Source organism: Lysinibacillus sp. FW301-JW8 (assembly GCF_058788755.1).
Genome location: NZ_JBYTBB010000010.1, coordinates 21114 through 39501, shown reverse-complemented (window position 1 = coordinate 39501; position 18388 = coordinate 21114). Strand labels below are relative to the sequence as shown.

Here is an 18388-nt window from a genome sequence, read left to right as displayed (position 1 = left end):
AAAGTGACAAAGCCAACAGCACCAAGTAAGGCAGGGCATACATTTGCAGGCTGGTTTAAGGAAAGTGCCCTTGCAACCGAGTGGGACTTTGCGACAGATGTAATCACGGCTGATACAACGCTCTATGCCAAATGGACAGTGAATAGTTACAGTGTGACATTTAACACAAATGGTGGTTCAGCTGTAGCATCAGAATCCGTAGTATATAAGGAAAAAGTGACCAAACCAAAAGCAACGACTAAGGCAGGGTATACTTTTATGGGGTGGTACAAGAATGCAACTTTCACAACAGAATGGAATTTTACAAATGATGTGGTAACAGAGGATATAACACTCTATGCCAAATGGACGGTAAATTCAACTGGTGGTGGAGGTGAATATCCATCAATACCGACAACTCCAACAGTACCAGTAAATCCAGTTCTGACGCCGACTGAACCGTCAATACCAGAAAATTCAACCCCCTCACCTGAGGAACAGCCAGATAGTGAACCAACTGAGCAGGAGCCTGAACAGCAGCAATATGTGTTCTCAGATGTACCGAAATCACATTGGGCGTGGGAGATGATTCAAGATATGGCTAGACGAGGGGTTATTACAGGTTATCCTGATCAATCATTTCGACCTAATGAATTTATCAAACGCCAGCATATTGCCATTATGCTTACACGAGCTTTTGAGCTAGAACCATCCCGTGAGGCTACCTCTTTTTCAGATGTTCTGCCTAGTCATCCTTATTATGAGGCGATTACAAAGCTACAACGGGCAGGTATTATTGATGGCTCGAACGGAGCATTTCGTCCAGATGAATGGTTGACGCGTGCCCAAATGGCAAAAATTCTTGTGGCGGTACTTCAACTGCCACCAGGTGATACGAGCTCATTCAAAGATGTAAGTATAGACCATTGGAGTTATGCCAATATAGCTACCTTAGAACAACAAGGTATTGCCTTAGGTTCGAATGGTTATTTTAAACCTAATGATCCTGTCACACGTGCTCAATTTGTGGCTTTGATGTACCGAGCTCTTAATCAATAATGAGCTATTTTAGAGGGAATCTTTAACAAATATTTTAAACAGGAATGTTTCAATAAAACTATAAATGGGTGTCTAAAAGCGGAACTATCGCTTTCAGACACCCCTATCTGTTCTTTACGTCATCTTATTTTTAAATTTGCCCTTGAAATGGGTGCCACTTACTCCAACAAAGTTTTCATGGTGAGAAGTGTGAGCCATCCACATGACTTCATTCGATTTCTAGTTCATACATAACTTTTTTATTATTTGAAGTAGTATACCAAATAATTTTATTGTTTTTTACAATCGGTTGGACGGTAGATAGCTCCATATCAACTGCTGAGTGGATTGAAGATGTTGTTTTTCCTTGTCCATTCACATAGACGTATTTTAAGCTACCAATCTTATCATCTAAATATTCTTGCCATAGTACAACAAATTTATCATCTGTTATTTTTACAATTGTAGGCGTTGTTGTATACCAGACTGTGTTTTCATAATTAGCAATCGTTGTTTCTATAATAGCAGCATCATCCGTGTTTGAAAAATCCTTTGGAATGCCGTATAGGTAAACGTTACGTGTATATGTTTCATTGCGATAGTATTGTTTATTTTGGTTGACAGAGTTAAAGGCAGCTAAATAATGCGTAGGGGATTGTTCGAAGCCCCCTATAGATACACCGGTTACATTGTCACCTACACCTCCAGAAATAGGAAAAAATTCTTTCTTTGAGTATCTATTCTTTTTATTACTAGATGCGTCTATTAATTTATGAAGAACGAGGCTACGCGGATAAGCATCACCATGATCTAAATATACTGGTGCTTCACCATCCATTAACACATATTGATCAAAGGAGTGACTAACATGATTCCCTTGAAACTCTCCTAATGTATTAATTATTTCCATTGAACTTGTATTAATTTCGAATGTTAATTGAGATTGATGATTTAAGCCATCGCTTGATTTATAACGTTCACGTGATGAATGGAATGCGAGCGTGTTACCTTGTTCTGCTATTCTTCCTCCCGATGAAGCATCAAAGGGTATTACGGTAATAATCTCATCTCCTTTAACCGATGTTGCAGCAATTCGGTTAAAGTTCTTATCATACTTGACGATGCGAATAACCTCTATATTTTCTTCGTTAGGGTTATTTTGACCATAGGCAATATAATTATAGGTTTCACCGCTATAAAAAGCGCCGAAAAGAGGTAATTCTAACGTTAACGTTTTTTCGGAAAGCTTTTTAGATTGACTGTCGTATGTAGTAATTTTAATGTTTTTATCTACTTCTAACGTTGAGAAGGTATTATCGTTGTTATCGAAAATATAATCTTTGATAGAAGCAGCCCAATTTCCATGTACGCTTGGTTTTAAAGTGTTTTTAGAAGTATCTACATATTCAAATGGAAACTTTTGAGTCTGGGCTATGATTTTCTCGGCACGTACGATAAAGGCAGCCATTTGTCCACGTGTCACATAGGAGCTACCATCAAACGTTGTCTCCGTTTTTCCCTTTGTTACACCATTTTCATATAGCGCAGCAATCGATTCTCGATAATTTTCATGCACATCTGTGAACGGCAGATGTGCGCTATTCATTGCCTTTAAATTCATCGCATTGGCCAAAATTTTCGCTACGTGATTGCGCTGTACGTTATCTTCAGGCTTAAATGTGCCATCCCCAAAACCATCAATAATATTTGCCTCTTTTAAAGCGGCAATCGCACCGTAATATTGATGTGTTTTGGGAATATCCTTGAAATTTGAATTTTGGACATTAATCGTATCTAGCTTCAGCACACCCGCAAGTATTTTCGCAGCTTGTCCACGTGTTAAATTTTTCTCTGGTTTAAATGTTCCATCTGCATAGCCGCCAATAATCCCTCGTTCTTGAAGATCTTTTACGGCATCATAAAATTGATGATCTGAAGGTACATCTGACATCGCATTTGTAGTTTCGATTGGAATGACAATCGATGCAACGATAGCCGATGCAGTTGTCACTTTAAAAAATAGTGAGTAATTATGTTTTTTGCTCAAATGCAAAACCTCCTTGGTGATATCACACATATATTTAACGAAAATATACAAATTCTACCTGATTTATTTCCCTATGTAGTATTTCTTTCACATCAATACCCATTAAAATAGCACAAAGAAACTAGCGTATGAATTAACGCGATTCAGCAAAACTAGCTTCCAAAATACGAAAAGTGCATATAATCTCGGCTAGTACTCCAAGCGTCTCCGCCCCAAGAGAATCCATGTTTTCTGAACGCCCGAACTACATCCCCATCTTCTGTAATTGAATATACGTTCTCGTAAGGTTTCCAAAAACTACCTGAAAGAATCTTGGTCACGTTGCCATTCTTATCAATCTCACAATGCATATTCTCACTTGCATTGATGTCAAGGGCTGTCCCATTCCTATGCTCGGAATTGACGTTGGTGCGCCAAGAGTATGCGCCTACGTCCTTAATCGGAAATTTCTCTGGTCCATCGAAGATCTCTTGGAAAATCGCCTTGTAGGTTTTAGCCAAGTTCTTATGTACAGTCAGCGTTGCTTTTCCTTGGGCCTTGTCGCCCTTTGTAGTGACCTTCCAAACCGGAACCGTAATCTGGGTCATGTTTGCCTCGGCAGCTTCTTTCGTTTCGAAGCCGGGCTCCTTATCCTCCCAAACAAGTTGCGTTTTTTCTTCCCACTTCTGCATGTCGCGAATCATTGATTCGGATAGCGTATCTTTAAGTTCAGGTTGTTTCGCATAACGCTCTAACACTACAACAAGTTGTGCCCTCGTCAATTTGTCTGTTATTCCGAAATTATCAAGTGTTTGTCCTTTTTCTAGATTTTTCCCTACCATAAACTTGTTAGCATACATAAATTCTACAGCTTGTTCTAACGTTACGGATTTCCCATATATGTATGATACTAATGCTCGTGCCATCTGACCACGTGTGACATGTTGTGATGCAAATGTTACATTGGTTGTAGAACCTCTCGTGACCATGCCTAAATCCTTGGCTAGCTTATACTCAGTAAACGCGAAATTTTTGTCTAAATTGGCTTTCGTTGTATTTGCCTTTTCGCTTTTAAAACTGTCTGGTTCCTGATATTTCAATATAATCGACAGCATTTGGTATTCTGTTACATAACCTTGAGGATCTAACCAGTTGCCCACGCCTTTTTTCGGGTCAGATGGATGTTTTTGATTTTGATAGCCTGAAATAATTCCTTCGTCTATTGCCCATCCCATGGCTGGCGCCCAGCTTGCATTGATATCAAAATCTTTGTAAGAAGTAAGGTCCGCTGCTGCCAATCGCGTCATTGCATTTGTTGCTGACTCTGCTCCTCGCTCTTCCGCATTAACAACTGTTCCCACCTGCAACAAGGAACCTATCATCATAGAAGTAATTAATATCTTTCCTATTTTTCTCTTTTTACACACTTAAACTCTCTCCTTTAATTTCTTGGACAGCTCATTACATCTATCAGAATAGTAATTTTGTTATTCAAATTCCTCCATCATTTTCTAAAATATACATTCATATTACCTTTTTACTATCCTATTTGTAAACACACTATCCTTTTTATTACATTAGTAGTGATTATATATTCTTTTATTTCATTATCGTATTGACTAAAAATATTTTAAGACACGAGGTGTTTAGTGACACAATAATCATTTCCATAGTCATCTTTCATTTTCTGTGGGGAAATGCTGATTTTTGTGCTTCATGAATGGCTAACGGAGTACTTTAGCTTAACAAGCTAAATTTAAAAAGTCAGTTCCTTAGAGTACAGGAATTCGACTTTATTAGGTTGAAATTCTCTTAGCATACACATTTTCCATAATGTTGAAAATTACTCCTATTTAGAAAAAGAAAAAAGGGTTTGTATCGTGCAATTTAGCACTTAAAATAGGTGCAAATTATCTTCCGAAGTGACTTGATTAGCACTAATTATTAGCTGTTATGGATTGCATCATTACTATATTTTTGGACATTTATATTCAATCCAAAGGCTGATAGACTTACAGAATACAAGATTAGGAGTGATAACAATGATTGATGTACGCTACAAAATTAGAGAAGTATTAGATATGAACAAGATTGATGCATTTTTGCAGCATGCTCGTATTGGGCATCTTGGAATGGTTGATGGTCAACAACCTTATGTAGTTCCGCTGAATTTTGTTTGGTCAAATGGAAATATTTATTTTCATGGTGCTGGTGGTGGGCGACGAAATAAAGTGGTTCAAGAGAATTCGGAGGTCTGTTTTACTGTATGTGAGGAATATGGAACAATCACTAATCCTGTACCAGCCAAAACAGATACTGCTTATATGAGTGTCATGGTTTTTGGCGAGGCAAAGCCTGTTGTCAATTTAGATGAAGCTACATATATGCTGCAAGAGATGATTGATAAATATGTACCTGGTTACTATAAACGTCCATTATCCAAACAACATGTAGAGAAATACCAATCTGCAGTATTCGGTGGTTCTGTACAAGTCTACAGAATTGATCCTCAACATATAAGCGCAAAAGAAAATCCGATTGAGGAAGGGGAAATGTTCCAAACTGAATAAACAAAGTTTTTATCATAATGTCTATAAAAAAGTATCTACGTAAATAGGCATGGAAAATTAAAATTTCAAATAGAAAGGATTTTGTATATGAGATATTTGGAGCAACAAGACAGAGCGATAAGTAATGCCATCCAGCAAGAACTTTCACGTCAACGTGATAACATCGAGTTGATTGCCTCAGAGAATTTTGTAAGTCAGGCGGTTATGGAGGCTTCTGGTACAATACTTACCAATAAGTACGCAGAGGGGTATCCAGGACGTAGATTTTATGGGGGCTGTGAACACGTAGATATTGTTGAAGAGCATGCTATTCAGCGTGTTAAAGAACTGTTTGGTGCTGAACATGCGAATGTACAGCCGCACTCTGGAGCACAGGCCAATATGGCAGTCTATTTTGCTTCTGTTAAATCAGGAGATACAATCTTAGGCATGAATTTATCGCATGGAGGGCATCTAACACATGGCAGTCCCGTGAATTTTTCAGGGAAATTCTATAATTTTGTCCCATATGGTGTAGATAAAGAAACGGGGAGAATTGATTTTGATCATGTCCGAAAGCTAGCTCATCAGCATAGACCACGTATGATTGTCGCTGGTGCCAGTGCCTACCCAAGAATGATCGACTTTGAGTTATTCGCTGAAATTGCGAACGAGGTTGGAGCCCTATTTTTTGTAGATATGGCACATATTGCAGGGATTGTTGCAGCTGGTCTGCATCCTAACCCTTTACCACATGCTCATTTTGTGACCACGACAACCCATAAAACGTTACGTGGACCAAGAGGGGGTATTGTTATGTGCCGTAAATCGTGGGCACAAGCAATTGATAAAGCGATTTTCCCTGGATTACAGGGTGGTCCGCTTATGCATATCGTTGCTGCAAAAGCAGTTGCGCTGGGAGAGGCACTAAATCCAGATTTTAAGGGATATATTGAGAAGGTACTGGAAAATGCCAAAGTATTAGCTGAAACATTTATGAGTGAGGGATTAACAGTTGTCTCAGGAGGAACAGATAATCATATTATCTTACTGGATTTGCGTACAATTGGGCTTACTGGTAAAGAAGCTGAAACAATACTTGACGAAGTGGGCATTACAGCAAATAAAAATACCATCCCTCATGATACAGCCAATCCATTAGTAACAAGTGGTATTCGATTTGGTACCCCTGCAATCACAACTAGGGGATTGGGGCCAAAGGAAATGAAAGAAATTGCTCAATTAATTGCACTTGCCCTGAAAAATCCTAAAGACGCAGTAGTTAAAAATCAAATATTAGATAGTGTGAGAGAAATAACATCTCAATTTCCTTTATATGAAGGACTTCATTAATAAACTAGGTTGGGGAATAATAAATGGATATTTCAAATATGCAAAAGTATGTAAGACAATTCAGTGAAGAAAAAGGATTTACGATCAATACAATTCAAACTAGAATGCTATATTTAGTTACTGAGGTTGGCGAGTTAGCTCAGGAAATTTTAAGTATTTCCTTTCATCCAACAGAGGAGAAGGTCCGATTAACAAAAGAAAATATTGGTTTGGAGATGTATGACGTAATTTTCAATATAGTCGATCTCGCCAATCAATTAGATATTGATTTAGAGGATGCATTTCAAAAAAAGATGGAGATCAATAAGTGCAGAACATGGTATGAATAAAGCCATATAATCTAAAAAGCCACTACCCCTAATCGCACTAGAGGTAGTGGCTATTTTTGATTAGGAGTATTTTTAAAGGATTTATGGATTGTTAGAAAATATATTTATGGATGTTTTTATACAATCCATAATAATGTATGCTTAGTGCATTCATTACAAAATAAAAGCAAAGGGAGGAAATAAAATGGTTCATTTAGTTGAAGAAAATCTTACAACAGTGAGGAAGCAAATGGCATTAGCTTGCCAAGCTGCAGGTCGTAAGAAAGAAGATGTCAAATTGTTATTGGCAACAAAAACGGTTCCCCTTGAAAAATTAAAGATTGCTATGGAGGCAGGGGAAATGTTGTTTGGTGAAAATAAAGCACAAGAACTTCGAGACAAATTTCCGCTTATGGAACAACATAACCAAGTAGAATGGCATTTTATCGGGCATTTGCAAACGAATAAAGTCAAATATGTTGTGAAGTATGTTACGTTGATTCATTCTGTTGATCGTTTGAAATTAGGACAGGCATTACATAATCAGCTTGTGAAAGAGAATAAAACGATGGATATTTTAGTACAGGTGAATACATCCCGTGAAACAAGTAAATTTGGTGTATCACCGGAACTAGCATTGGAGCTAGTTGAGCAATTATCCCAATTTGAAACATTGAATATAAAGGGGCTAATGACGATTGGAAAATTGAATGCCACAAATAATGAAACTAGGCATTGCTTCCAATTATTAAAGCAACTGCAAACTCAAATTCGAGCAAAAGAAATTCCTCGTGTCGAGATGGATATTTTATCAATGGGCATGTCTGGTGATTTCACTGTTGCCATTGAGGAGGGCGCTACGATTATAAGAGTGGGAACCAAAGTGTTTGGACAACGCTATTTGCCAGATGAATACTATTGGAATGAAAATAAGTTACAGGATGATTAGGAGAGGAGGAAAAGTCTATGAACGTTACACAAAATTCATGGCGTGTTCATGATTTGCTATCACCCGCAATAGCTGCTTTTATATCTGTCATTGTCAACTACGGTGGTACTTTTATTCTTGTCTTTCAGGCTGCTAAGGTTGCTGGTCTTAGTCCAGAAATGACTGCATCTTGGATATGGTCAATATCAATCGGGGTTGGGATAACTGGCATATGGTTAAGTTATCGCTACCGTGAACCCATTATTACGGCGTGGTCAACACCTGGTGTGGCATTTCTTGTTTCAGCATTAGCACTTACACCCTATCCGGAAGCGATAGGTGCATATATGATTTCTGCTATAGGATTTATTATTTTAGGATTAACGGGAATGTTTGAGCGCTTTGTCCAGCTTATTCCACCAGGCATTGCTTCGGGACTTCTTGCTGGCATATTACTACAGTTTGGTATTTCAGCCTTTGGCGGAGCAAAAGTTGATCCTTTGCTTGTCGTTATTCTATTTACTACGTATATAATTTTAAGACGATTTACATCTAGATATGCAATTGTAGGCATCCTGCTTACTGGACTAATTTATTTGATTGGTATGGGGCAGGTGGATTTTAGCAATATCAAATTAGCCCTTGCATCTCCTGTATTTGTTGCACCAGAGTTTTCGCTTCATGCCTTATTGGGCGTTGCGCTACCACTTTTTATTATTACTTTGACTGGACAATATATGCCAGGGATGCTAGTACTGCGAAATGATGGATTTAAAACGAGCGCAAATCCAATTTTGATAATAACAGGATTAGGCTCACTTCTAACAGCTCCATTTGGATCTCACGCTTTTAATATTGCAGCTATTACCGCTGCAATTTGTACAGGAAAAGACGCCCATGAAGATTCAAAAAAACGTTATATTGCTGGTATAATCTGTGGTATTTTTTATATTATTGTCGGCATTTTTGGCGTCACATTGGCAGCTTTATTTTTAATTCTCCCTGCCACATTCATTGCCACATTAGCGGGCTTAGCATTGCTTGGTACAATAGGCAGCAGCCTTGCTAATGCTTTGATCAATCCAGAAGGACGTGAAACAGCACTAATTACTTTTTTGGCTACTGCTGCAAATGTCACATTACTTGGAGTGGGAGGAGCGTTTTGGGGACTCGTTGCAGGTTTAGGTGCTCATTTATTGATAAATGGTCAGCTACTAAGGAAACAACAAAATATGAATAGCATGCAGCAAACTAAATAAGAAGAGACTTAATATAGGCAGCCATCTAAAATAAGGTAAGATGGCTGCCTTCATTTTGGTTGTAGAGTTAACAAGTATTATAATAATAGCTTTGCCAAACGACCAATCCCTTCTTCAATTGCCGCCTCATCTATTTTAGCAAATCCCAGTACCCACCCTTTCCGATTACTTTCTAAGCAATATTTACTAAGTGGATAGACACGAACGCCTTGTTTCAGCGCTAGATTCGTCAGTTCCTCTTCTTCAAAGGATTCCTCAGCCTCGAGAAGCATATGAAGGCCCGTTTCAATACCGCTTAATTTAAAATGTTTACCTAAACCTGTTGCCATAATGGCCTTTGTCATAGCCTCATGTCTACGGCGATAGACATTTCTAACTCTTCTCATATGACGCATAAAATGACCGTGATCAATAAAATGGGAAAGCGTTAGTTGTTCCATAATTGGAAGATGGCGGTAGGTCAATGCTTGTACTTGCGCAAGCTGGCGAATGGCGTCTTTTGGACCAATAACTGCTGAAATTCGTATACCAGGAGCCACCATTTTGGAAAAACTCATCATATACAATGTATGTTGAGGCTGCTGACTAAACAAAGTTGGAAGTGGACCACCACGATACCTAAATTCGCCATCATAATCATCTTCTACAATCCAAAATTGCTTTTGAGCAGCCATTTGCAACAATTGCTGTCTGCGGGGTTCTGACAAAATAACGCCGACTGCACACTGATGGGAAGGGGTAACAAAAGTAAGCTTTGATTGCGGATGAATATGATCAACCTGTAAACCGTACTCATCAACAGGAACAGGAACAACATTCATACGCCGAAATTTCATTGTCATCCATGCTGCGGGAAATCCAGGATCTTCAACAGATACTGTTTCACCTTCATGTAAAAGTGCCTGAGCAATTAAATCAATACTATGCTGTGCACCTGAAGTTAAGATAATTTGATCAATATCGACATGAACTCCTCTTTCGAATGTCAGATAACGTTGAATCTGTTCACGCAGGGGTGTAAACCCATATGGATTGCCATATCCCCATGTGTCCAAATCTGCAACGGCTGATGCCTGTAAAAAAGATTGCCTCCAAATTTTTCGGAAATGCTCGTCCAGATATGGCTCATGGGGGCAAAAATCAATTTCAACATGCTGATGTTCTGAACCTCTAAACCAATTGTTCAATTGATCAACAGCTGATCTTATGTAGGGTAATTCAGGTGTGGAAGGTCCTTGGTGCATAAATTCCTCCTGTGAACCAGCTTTATAGCCCCATTCACTTACTCTTGTTCCACCACGCCAGTTTGTAACAGTATATCCACGGCTGAATAACTCCTCATATACAATTTGGATGGTTGAGCGCGAAACACCAACTAATAAAGCGAGCTCTCTAGTTGGGGGAAGTAGCTCCCCTGGTGGCCATTTCCCTGTTGTAATATTATGAATAGCTTGGTCAAGCAATTGCTGCCATATAGGACTCTTATCCTCTCGATTCACTTTTAACATTTCAATCACTTTCCAATCATAATAAATATTTTTAATATGGACTGTTGGATTGTGTAAAAAAAATATATAAAATACATTCCATAATTTGAATGCTATCATAATTATATGTTATTTTGCAATGAAGCCGAAAGTAACTTTTCTATTTCACACATGTTGATTAACCAAATTCATCCAGCATTTACTTGATAAAGTTCCTGATGAAATGCGAGTATCTCTTTGAGACCGATGCACCACTCAACAGGCAGGGTAGCGCAAAGAAGCTGGCGTTTAAAACCAACGAAGGGTAAGTGTTTACAGTTGTTTTTCTTGTGTCCTTCGGTATGCAAAAACTTTAGTAACATATAAACAATTAAGGCCGCAAAAAGCTGATTAAATACCGCATTTTTCGTCGTGCCAACTAACGCAGGTACATTTAAGTCTGATTAATCCAGCGAAAAAAGGATTCAATTGCCTAGCGTTCTTTTGTTTGTTTTTGAGCCGTGCCAAGCGTATAGAAAAATTCACATAAAACAAAATAATTACCTATCGATATTATAAATATTGAATTTTAATAAAATATTGAATATTATGTATATAGGTCTTCTGACAATTGGAGCAGGGGTTACTACAATTGAAACGGCATAACGGCTTATTTTATTCCTCCTGTGGGTCTTACTGTTGGAATTGCTGCAGGCTTAATTTGTATAGGAGCGGGTGCGTTAACAGTTGCTAGTGTAAATTGGATGTGGAGTTTTAATAAGATGGTCTTTTGATACACCATTCTGGACAGATTCACAATGTTAATTAAAGGAGAGAAAAACAAAGGTGTCGGCTTTCCTACTTGCAAAAATACTTAGCGGTCTTGCATTTGTGTTGATTCTAATTAAAATTTTATTCTTTAAAACAGAGAAGAATAAAAATGATAAGTATTTAATTTACACACTTCTATTAATTATTATTTTTGTTAACATTTCAATCTGGTTTAGTGCAACAGTAACTAATTCTTAAAGTAAAAAGAAAGGTGGATATTCCTTATAAGGAAATCCCTCAGTAATTACATATTTCTTCTATCTAATATAAAAAAGTAGAAGGATTTCTCCAACTACTCTCCATCTAAATTATTTATGTCCTTATTATTTGGGCTCTGTTAAATCATCTATGTACTTCCATGTAGATGTAAATTCAGTATCACCTAATAAATTTTCGGCGAAATTTAATAATTCTTGACTTTCTTTACTATCTGCTCTATCCGAAGATACAATGAGATCACTCATCTTAAATGGATTTACTAATTCTGTCATTTCATCATTTGTAAACTCTAACCTTCTCACTAAACTACCAGAATTTTGTTTTCCCTCTACAATTATTTCAATCCATTTTTTCTTTTCATTAGCTGAAGATATTTTATAGTCCGATATAGTTTTTGTGCCTTGGTCAACCGTTGTAACCTTATCTTTGCCAATGTAATAATGTGTATCTTCAAACTTCGGGTCTTCAGACTCACTTACCCAATGACCAATTATTGCAGTTTCAACAGATGAAGTATCTCTTCCCCCACTACAAGCTGTTAATAAAATGGTTGTCAAAATTAAAAACAAAAAAGATGTTTTTTTAGACAATTCTCTTCCTCCTTTTACAAAAAATACATATACAATATTACCATATACTCAACATAAAGAAATAACAAATAATTATTTTATACATTTACTTCTAACTATTATTATTTCATTAACAGTTCTGAAAATACCATCAGCTATTGACCTATTTCCTTATCCTTCCTAGCTGATTTTATAAAGGCTTCCTTCGACAAATTAAAGGATTCGGCACTATTATCCTAGAAGTAAATATCGATTATGAATTAAAGGAGGATAAAAATGGTTATAGGCCTGCATCACGTTCAAATAACAATTCCAAAAGGTGAGGAAGAAAAAGGGAAGCAATTTTACTGTCAGGTCTTAGGACTAAATGAAATTGAAAAGCCCGACTCGCTTAAAGGTCGAGGTGGTTTTTGGTTACAGCTTGGCAATAAAGAGATACATGTAGGAACAGAGGATGGCTTCAATAGATTAACGACAAAGGCGCATATTGCCTATCAAGTTGAAAATATAGAGCACTGGAAAAAGGTATTAACCGAACAACATATTGAAATACTCGAGTCAGTCCCTATTCCTCATTTTGAACGTTTTGAATTTAGAGACCCATTTGGAAATCGTGTTGAGATGATTCAAGAAATTTAATTCTTCTCAAAGATACAGTTGAATAGAAATTACCTTCTATTCAACTGTTATTCAAGCCAAGTACTTTACAAAGCTCTGGGAATTTACTTTTACACAAGATTAAGGAATTTCTTCGCTATCTGCCACTTCAGCCTCTCTACCCGTCAGTTTGGTCGCTCTAACCACCACATTCAAAAAGAAAGCAACCAGTTTCTCTAACGATTTGAAGGGGCACCCCTGTGCTATTTGTAAAGCTAACGTGCAGTTTAATACCGGAACGTTCACCATGATAAAGCGCCCATGGCAAGCGATTTTTCCCAACCGTGATTGTTGTGGAATCAATCGCCAATAGCTCTTTTTTCAGTTTACGTCTCGCTACTCGGTTTAATAGGCTGACAATCAACTCAAAATACTTTTGACGATTAGATAGTTCAGTTCACCTAAACGTTTGGAAAGCGTAGAATAATCTACTGGTTTCAAGCCTTTCTCTGTTGCCATATCGGAAGCGTAACGCAAGCTTTTCCAATCGAATGCAACTGCGACAACTAAGTAATTTAGAAGCGTTGGTACACCACATTTACGCGCCTTATCTTCAAACTGAAATTCAGCTAAAATTCCATTGATTTCTTCCTTTTCTATGTTCATTGTTGCTAAACCACACATCCATAACTAGAGTCCTTTGAAATTGTGTGTTACTATAAAATACAATAATTTAATCATTAATTTAGGAATATATGGTAATATAATCCATCGGCGATTTCTAATCAAAAGTTGTTGCAATAGTATTGATATTACAATTTATAGGCAGAAAATGAGTGAAATATATGTCATACGAAAACAAAATTCTACAAATGAAAAAAATGCTTGGTAAAAAAACTACGACAACAGTCAAACAAGAGAAGCCTGCCACATATCAAAAGCCCGAAATCCCTAGCTATACAGAGCGATGGGAAAGGGCTGGGTTGACTGTTGTAGAAAATGATTTTGGTATTGTTTTTAAACGGCAGGTGCATTATCCGTTTCATTATCAACACGGTCATTATAAGTTGCAGTCATTTTTCGAGGCACTAGCCAAATGGCAAGAGGCAAAGTTTGAACATCCCTATGCACTAGATAGCAATGAACAGGTATTATTTTTCGATACGGAGACGACAGGCTTAAAGGGAGTAGGTACACAAATTTTTCTTCTCGGTTTTTTAGAGATTTCAGATGAAAGCTTTATTTTGACGCAATATCTACTTGCAGATCCAGCACACGAAGCAGCATTACTTTTCGAGTCAAAGCTTTGGCAAAAAACTGCAACGGTCATCACCTACAATGGCAAAAGCTTTGACTGGCCACAACTTGAAACACGTTGGACGCTCCACCAAAAAGAACTACCTAAATTACGTTCACAACGACAAATCGATTTGCTGCATAGTTCAAAGCGTTTATGGAAAAATGATATGGAACGGATGAAGTTAAAATCGGTGGAAGAGGAGAAGCTTGGCTTTTCACGCATTGCCGATATTCCAGGCTATCTCGCACCTATTATTTATTTAGATGCTATTAAAAGTGGTATGCCTGATGCACTGATGAAAGTACTGATTCATAATGAATGGGATTTACTTTCACTAATTACACTCTATTCTCACTCCATAAACTTGTTGTTTGAGGAGTCAAATGAAGAATCTGCTAATACGTTCACCAATATTGGGAAATGGTATGCAGATTTAAAAGAGAGCACTCAAAGTGTGAGGATATTAGAAAAGGTAACTACGCAATTTGATGCACTTGAGGCAGGTCAAGCACAATATTATTTGGCCTTACAGCACAAAAGAAATAAAAAGTTTAACGATGCTATTGATGCCTTTGTGGCTTCTCTACATTTCATTGATTCACGAAAAAAGTTGCATGCTTTAGAACAGCTAGCCATAATCTATGAGCATCAGCTAAAAGATTATGCACAGGCCCTTTATTATACGCAGGAAGGCATACAATTAATAAAAAAGGATGAGCAATGGAGAGTAGAACAAAAACAGAAATGGGAAATTTCTTGGGAAAAGAGATTATACCGATTAGGAAATAAGAAATAATTTCCCGGGTAAGCGCATGAAACGACAAGTTTAGCCTTACAATTGGTGTTTTCAGACGATATAATGTGGTGAAGTATGCTATAATGATTTCGTGTATGTAGTGTGAGGAAGGGCGATGTGAATGGACATTAAATTAACGTCAAAAATGATCCTTGAAAAGGAATTTAAGAAAAATTTTAAAGGCTACAATGTAGAAGAAGTCGATTCATTTCTTGATGAAATTATTCAAGATTATGAAACGTTTGAAAAAGTGGTGGCCCAACTACGTGAAGAAAACAGACAGCTTAGAGAAGAAATTGATAGTACTCCTAAGAGACAACCTGTTGCGTCGACAGCTGGTACGACAAACTTTGATATTTTAAAACGTCTTTCAAATTTGGAAAAACATGTATTTGGTAGTAAGTTATACGAATAATTTTTATCATTTACATTGTATTTATTATAAAACTCTAGTATAATCTTTCGTATCATCATGAAATTCGAGTAATCGCTGCGGCGCTAGACGTCGTAGAGGAAAGTCCATGCTCACACGGCTCTGAGATGACCGTAGTGTTCGTGCTTACTGAAAAAATAAGGTAAGGCAGCTGTTAGAGGCTGACGGCGGAAGGAAAACCTAAGTCTTCTTGATATGGTTGAAACTTCCTGAAAGTGCCACAGTGACGAAGCTTGCTTGGAAACTTGCAAGGTGGAACGAGGTAAACCCCACGAGTGAGAAACCCAAATTATGGTAGGGGCACTCTCTAGAAGAAATTGAACGGATAGAGGGACAGAGTTTTGCTCTGTAGATAGATGATTACTACCCGGTCGTACGAGGTGCAAACTGTTTGAGTACTCGGGAACAAAACATGGCTTATGGAATTTATGATGCTTACCTATGAAATAACAAGCGCTCTCCAATTTGGTGGAGAGCTTTTCTTTTGAATTTATCTTGCTGCAGCTGAACTTTACTGTGCGAAAGCGAAGCGACAGCAACAATGTTTACTGTGCGAAAGCGAAGCGACAGCAACAAGGTTTTAACTGTGCGAAAGCGAAGCGACAGCAACAAGGTTTTAACTGTGCGAAAGCGAAGCGACAGCAACAACAACAACACACGAGTGAGTGACCAATTTCAAGTTGGTCCAAAGCCCCTGACAGATGTCGCGGATTTTGAAGAGGAGCTTTTCGAGCGAGCTCGGACGCAATTACGCTGGGGGGCAACTAATTAAGAACATGGTACTTGTTAATCATGTCTAGACATGCGCGATATATGTTTAAGAATAAGGCAACACACTGTTATGCCTCTGTCTCTACGCTTCTAAGCAAAACATCTGAAACTGTTATCGCAACGATGTACATATATTTGTCTACAAACTAGTAGACTGGCGCATAGGCGCTATTCTATATAATGAGGGTAGTTTAGAGAGATAGGATGGAGCGGAAACATGAACGGAGCGAACAATTGGAATAGTCTGGGGAAACTAAATTCGATTTCCAAATATCCCACTGCCTTAATTACTAAAATCTTTGAAAATGTATCTGAAGGCATAATGATTACGGATAAAGATAAAAAAATTGAAATGGTTAATCCTGCGTTTGAATTCGTAACAGGCTATAAGCGAGATGAAGTTATTGGAAAGACGCCTGCTGTGTTACAGTCGGGGGTACATGAATTAAAATTTTATCTTGAGATGTGGCAAAAGATACGAGAAGATGGCATTTGGCAGGGAGAAATATGGAACCGTCGGAAAACCGGAGATGTATATCCAGAATGGTTAACAATTATTGGTGTAACCAATGATAAGGGTGAGATTACGAATTACTGTGGTATTTTCACGGATTTATCTGAAAGAAAAATAGTAGAGAATGAACTTGAGAAACGTTTGTTAACAGACTCATTAACGGAAGTGTCCAATCGATTTGCTTATATTGAGAGAATGGATGGTCTTCTAGAATCTACTTCTACTATATCTCATTCAGTGCAGCATGCTGTCTATTTTTTAGATTTAGACAGATTTAAGCAAATAAATGATACATTAGGCCATGCGGTTGGTGATACGATTTTAGTAGAAGTGGCAAAGCGCATCAAAACATTGTTAAAAAATAAAGATATCATTGCGAGATATGGTGGCGATGAGTTTATTATTACGTTAACAAATGTAAAAAATGTAAAAGAAGCAGCAAAATTTGCAGAGCAAATTATAGGTATAATCGAAAAACCATTAGATATAAATGGTCGGAATGTATTTATCTCTACAAGTGTAGGCGTAAGTATGTATCCAGCAGATGGTGAAACTACAGAGCAATTAATCCATTGTGCAGATAAGGCAATGACCTATTCAAAAAAGAATGGTCTTAACGGCTATTCGTTTTATTTTGAAGAACTACAAACCGATTCTCAGCGCGTGTTATTATTGGATTCAGAACTACGAAGAGCTATTGTAAATCGTGAATTTGACCTTCATTTTCAACCGAAAATATCTGTTAAAAATGAAGAGATTCAAGGCGTAGAGGCACTAGTACGATGGAATAATGAGAGATTGGGATTTGTATCGCCAGCAGAATTTATTCCATATGCCGAGGAAACAGGTTTAATCATTCCATTAAGCGAAGTCATTATAGAAAAAGCTTGTGAGGCAGTTATTGAAATGCAACAGCATGGACGCAAGTCACCTATTGCTATCAATATATCAAGTATTCACTTTAAACAACAAAACTTTTTAGAATCAATTCAAGCGATATTAGAGCGTTACAATATGCCTGCTAACAATTTTGAAATAGAAGTGACAGAACGTACGGTTATGAACAGTGCAAACGAAACAGTTAGTAAGCTAGTGCGACTCAAAAAAATGGGTTTTAAAATTTCAATTGACGATTTTGGAACAGGCTATTCATCCTTGAGTTATTTAGTTCGATTCCCGCTTGATTGTTTAAAAATTGATCGCAGCTTTATTCAACATATTGCTTCGCTCGATGAAAAACAGGCTGTAGTGGATGCGATTATCCAAATGTCACACCGCCTAAAAATGAAAGTTGTTGCGGAAGGTGTAGAACAGGCACAACAAGTGGATATACTACGTAAAATGAACTGTGATATTATTCAAGGCTACTATTACAGTAAACCATTACCATTAAATGAGCTTATTGAATTTATGGAGTATTGGGAAATTGAGCATCAAGGAAGGAATTAGTAT

At 37.5% G+C, this 18388-nt stretch carries 17 protein-coding genes, 1 other RNA gene and 1 pseudogene; 12 read left to right on the top strand and 7 right to left on the bottom strand.

What is annotated here, in order from left to right; all coding sequences use genetic code 11:
- Positions 1–1038, top strand: a 1038-nt coding sequence (locus AC3WOM_RS06280) for an InlB B-repeat-containing protein (RefSeq protein WP_492445668.1), incomplete at its 5' end; no start/stop codon positions are given.
- 208 nt (positions 1039–1246) lie between these two features.
- Here AC3WOM_RS06280 and AC3WOM_RS06275 read toward each other — a convergent pair.
- Together AC3WOM_RS06275 and AC3WOM_RS06270 are read right to left on the bottom strand one after the other, a co-directional pair.
- The gene (locus AC3WOM_RS06275) at positions 1247–3064 is read right to left on the bottom strand and encodes an S-layer homology domain-containing protein (protein ID WP_492445667.1); all 1818 of its coding nucleotides are present in this window, start codon (positions 3062–3064) and stop codon (positions 1247–1249) included.
- 152 nt (positions 3065–3216) lie between these two features.
- Positions 3217–4470, bottom strand: coding sequence for a M15 family metallopeptidase (locus AC3WOM_RS06270; RefSeq protein WP_492445665.1), 1254 nt, complete (start codon positions 4468–4470; stop codon positions 3217–3219).
- Between the two features lie 615 nt (positions 4471–5085).
- On the opposite strand from AC3WOM_RS06270, the gene AC3WOM_RS06265 reads away from it, so the two are divergent.
- The 5 genes from AC3WOM_RS06265 to AC3WOM_RS06245 all read left to right on the top strand — a co-directional run bounded on the left by AC3WOM_RS06265 (position 5086) and on the right by AC3WOM_RS06245 (position 9440).
- On the top strand, positions 5086–5613 hold the full coding sequence (locus AC3WOM_RS06265; protein ID WP_427545218.1) for a pyridoxamine 5'-phosphate oxidase family protein: 528 nt from the start codon (positions 5086–5088) through the stop codon (positions 5611–5613).
- A gap of 87 nt (positions 5614–5700) precedes the next feature.
- Entirely contained in the window at positions 5701–6945 is a 1245-nt protein-coding gene (gene glyA, locus AC3WOM_RS06260; RefSeq protein ID WP_492445663.1) for a serine hydroxymethyltransferase, read from the top strand.
- 23 nt (positions 6946–6968) lie between these two features.
- Complete coding sequence (locus AC3WOM_RS06255) at positions 6969–7274, top strand: MazG nucleotide pyrophosphohydrolase domain-containing protein (RefSeq protein ID WP_492445661.1); 306 nt, start codon at positions 6969–6971, stop codon at positions 7272–7274.
- A gap of 184 nt (positions 7275–7458) precedes the next feature.
- Positions 7459–8202 carry a YggS family pyridoxal phosphate-dependent enzyme gene (locus AC3WOM_RS06250; protein ID WP_427545212.1) on the top strand — a complete coding sequence of 248 codons (744 nt, stop codon included), beginning with the start codon at positions 7459–7461 and terminating at the stop codon, positions 8200–8202.
- A gap of 17 nt (positions 8203–8219) precedes the next feature.
- The gene (locus tag AC3WOM_RS06245) at positions 8220–9440 is read left to right on the top strand and encodes a benzoate/H(+) symporter BenE family transporter (RefSeq protein ID WP_427545210.1); all 1221 of its coding nucleotides are present in this window, start codon (positions 8220–8222) and stop codon (positions 9438–9440) included.
- Positions 9441–9517: 77 nt separating this feature from the next.
- Here AC3WOM_RS06245 and pdxR read toward each other — a convergent pair whose 3' ends face one another.
- The 3 genes and pseudogenes from pdxR to AC3WOM_RS06230 form a co-directional block, all read right to left on the bottom strand.
- Complete coding sequence (pdxR, locus tag AC3WOM_RS06240) at positions 9518–10948, bottom strand: MocR-like pyridoxine biosynthesis transcription factor PdxR (protein ID WP_427545208.1); 1431 nt, start codon at positions 10946–10948, stop codon at positions 9518–9520.
- A 322-nt stretch (positions 10949–11270) separates the two neighbouring features.
- Positions 11271–11399, bottom strand: a pseudogene (locus tag AC3WOM_RS06235) (IS4 family transposase); the annotation flags it as partial.
- 661 nt (positions 11400–12060) lie between these two features.
- Positions 12061–12546 (bottom strand): hypothetical protein, encoded by a 486-nt coding sequence (locus AC3WOM_RS06230; RefSeq protein ID WP_427545206.1) that lies wholly within the window; start codon positions 12544–12546, stop codon positions 12061–12063.
- A gap of 255 nt (positions 12547–12801) precedes the next feature.
- Between AC3WOM_RS06230 and AC3WOM_RS06225 the strand changes: the two genes are divergently transcribed.
- Positions 12802–13164, top strand: coding sequence for a VOC family protein (locus AC3WOM_RS06225; RefSeq protein ID WP_492445659.1), 363 nt, complete (start codon positions 12802–12804; stop codon positions 13162–13164).
- Positions 13165–13263: 99 nt separating this feature from the next.
- On the opposite strand, the gene AC3WOM_RS06220 is transcribed toward AC3WOM_RS06225, so the two are convergent.
- Positions 13264–13485, bottom strand: coding sequence for a hypothetical protein (locus AC3WOM_RS06220; protein WP_492445657.1), 222 nt, complete (start codon positions 13483–13485; stop codon positions 13264–13266).
- Positions 13486–13542: 57 nt separating this feature from the next.
- A complete protein-coding gene (locus AC3WOM_RS06215; protein WP_492445655.1) occupies positions 13543–13788 on the bottom strand; it encodes a transposase in 246 nt (81 codons plus the stop codon).
- A 179-nt stretch (positions 13789–13967) separates the two neighbouring features.
- Here AC3WOM_RS06215 and AC3WOM_RS06210 point away from each other — a divergent pair, with 179 nt between their 5' ends.
- From AC3WOM_RS06210 to AC3WOM_RS06190, 5 genes are all read left to right on the top strand, one after another.
- Positions 13968–15218, top strand: a complete 1251-nt coding sequence (locus AC3WOM_RS06210; RefSeq protein WP_492445653.1) for a ribonuclease H-like domain-containing protein — start codon at positions 13968–13970, stop codon at positions 15216–15218.
- Positions 15219–15339: 121 nt separating this feature from the next.
- Entirely contained in the window at positions 15340–15633 is a 294-nt protein-coding gene (gene gpsB, locus AC3WOM_RS06205) for a cell division regulator GpsB (RefSeq protein WP_054770397.1), read from the top strand.
- 60 nt (positions 15634–15693) lie between these two features.
- Positions 15694–16076: RNase P RNA component class B (gene rnpB, locus AC3WOM_RS06200), an RNA gene on the top strand.
- Positions 16077–16167: 91 nt separating this feature from the next.
- Entirely contained in the window at positions 16168–16320 is a 153-nt protein-coding gene (locus AC3WOM_RS06195) for a hypothetical protein (protein WP_492445651.1), read from the top strand.
- A 319-nt stretch (positions 16321–16639) separates the two neighbouring features.
- Entirely contained in the window at positions 16640–18385 is a 1746-nt protein-coding gene (locus AC3WOM_RS06190) for a sensor domain-containing protein (protein ID WP_427545194.1), read from the top strand.
- Positions 18386–18388 lie beyond the last annotated feature (3 nt).